Here is a 2,039-nt window from a genome sequence, read left to right as displayed (position 1 = left end):
GGCCGATCCGCAACTGCAGCTCGACACCGTCGCGCTCTTGGACGTCGACGGCAAGCCGCTTGGCCGCTTCCTGGACACCGAGGGCCGCCAGACAGGCACGAATAGCGTGGCCCTCCAACGCTGCTGGTGCACCGAAGACCGCCATGATGCCGTCGCCCGTGAACTGGCTCAGCGTCCCGCCGTAGCGTTTCACCACGGCTGTAGAACAGTCCAGCAGGTCGGACATGATCTCGCGCAGCCGCTCCGCACCGACCGCAGCAGCGATATCCATCGAATGAACAACATCGGCGAACAGCACCGTCACTTGCTTGTACTCGGCCGACTGGGCGGGCCGCGTGAGTGGCGTACCGCACTCGCCGCAGAGCTTGGCCGTCGGGCTCGACTGCGCGCCACAGGATCCACACAACAGCGCCGTCACGATCAGTCGACCGCCACCATCCCCGCTGCGGTCCACGTCAGTATCGTGTCACTGCCGGTCAGCGATGTCCGTCTGAACCGTCCCCGGTTTTATGCGCACTTCCTTTGTTGGAAGGATGGCGCGATGTCGATCAGGTACGACGAGAACACCAAGGCCAGGGCGGTACGACTGGTCCGCGAGCACCGCGACGACTACGAATCGGAGTGGGCTTCGCTGAAGGCGGTCTCGGGCCGGTTGGGGATGAACCCGGAGACGCTGCGCAAGTGGGTGCGTCAGACCGAGATCGACGCCGGTGAGGCGCCGGGCGTGTCGAGCGAGGAGAGGCGGGAGCTGCGCGAGCTGCGCCGCAAGAATCGCGAGCTCGAATCAACGATCGAAATCCTCAAGGCCGCAACAAGTTTCTTCGCGCGGGAGTGCGACCCGCGACACCGCTGATCTGCGAGTTCATTGACGAGCATCGCGAGAAGTTCGGGGTCGTACCGATCTGCCACGCACTGGGGGTGCACGGCGTGCAGATCGCCCCGCGCACCTACTGGGCGCACCGCTTGGCGGCGCCGTCGAAACGGGCGCTGTGGGACACCACGATCACCGAAATCCTGGCCGGCTACTACGAACCCGGCGCCGACGGGAAACGCCGGCCGGAGAGCTTGTACGGCAGCCTGAAGATGTGGGCGCACCTGCAGCGCCAGGGCATCCCGGTGGCGCGGCGCACCGTGGAACGGATCATGCGGGCCAACGGCTGGCGCGGGGCGACCCGGGCTCGCCGCGCGCCGCGCACCACCGAGCGCGACCCAGCCGCGGCCCGGGCACCAGACCTGGTGGGCCGGCAGTGGCGGGTTACGGCGCCGAACCTGCTGGTCGTGGCCGACTTCACCTACGTGCCGATGGTGTGCGGGTTCGGCTACACCGCGTTCGTCGTCGACGCCTACGCCGGGCTGATCCCCGGCTGGGAGTGCTCGCTGCGCAAGGACACCGATTTCGTCGAGCGCGCGCTGCGCCACGCCGCGGCCTACCGCGCCCGACAAGGCCACCCACTCGACGACGCGATCCATCATTCGGACGCCGGAAGTCAGGGCGGATTCAACTGGTCGTCGCAACACGGTGTCGTGAACTCGAGTGTAGTTGGTCGGCAAGCACTTCCGCCGGTGTTCTCCACCCGAGTGTCTTGCGGGGCCGGCTGTTGAGTGCATCGGCAACAGCCTGAACGTCTCTGCGCTCATAGCGAGTGAGGTCGGTGCCCTTCGGAAAGTATTGCCGCAGCAATCCATTGGTATTCTCGTTCGTCCCTCGTTGCCACGGACTGTAGGGGTCGCAGAAGTAGACTCTGATCCCGGTTGCTGCAGTCAACTCGGCGTGACGCGCCAATTCCTTGCCCCGGTCCCACGTCACCGACCTGCGCAGATTCTTCGGTAACGGTGTCAGCGCAACCGCGAGCGCGTCGCGTACGGATTCCGATCCGTACCCCGACAACGCTGGCCCGTTCTTGACCGCCGCAGCCGTGCCGTAGCCGTCCTTACGCGGCAGATGTAGCAGCGTGGTGAATCGGCTGGTCCGCTCGACGAGGGTGCCGACCGCGGAGCGGTTCAGGCCGATGATCAGATCACCCTCCGTAAGACTGTTG

At 66.1% G+C, this 2,039-nt stretch carries 2 protein-coding genes, 1 pseudogene and 1 other annotated feature; of the genes and pseudogenes, 1 reads left to right on the top strand and 2 read right to left on the bottom strand.

The window, feature by feature from the left end:
• A partial coding sequence (locus VN856_RS22815) for an adenylate/guanylate cyclase domain-containing protein (protein WP_325693315.1) occupies positions 1-421 on the bottom strand: 421 nt, incomplete at its 3' end.
• Positions 422-541: 120 nt separating this feature from the next.
• Between VN856_RS22815 and VN856_RS22810 the strand changes: the two are divergent.
• Positions 542-1,488: pseudogene (locus VN856_RS22810) on the top strand (IS3 family transposase); the annotation flags it as partial.
• Positions 811-942 (top strand) — a sequence feature (AL1L pseudoknot). It overlaps the preceding pseudogene by 132 nt.
• A gap of 10 nt (positions 1,489-1,498) precedes the next feature.
• Here VN856_RS22810 and VN856_RS22805 read toward each other — a convergent pair.
• A partial coding sequence (locus VN856_RS22805) for an IS30 family transposase (protein WP_325693312.1) occupies positions 1,499-2,039 on the bottom strand: 541 nt, incomplete at its 5' end.

It is taken from the genome of Mycobacterium sp., from assembly GCF_035603715.1.
In the GTDB taxonomy this organism is placed as follows: domain Bacteria; phylum Actinomycetota; class Actinomycetes; order Mycobacteriales; family Mycobacteriaceae; genus Mycobacterium.
This window is presented reverse-complemented; position numbering and strand designations above follow the sequence as displayed.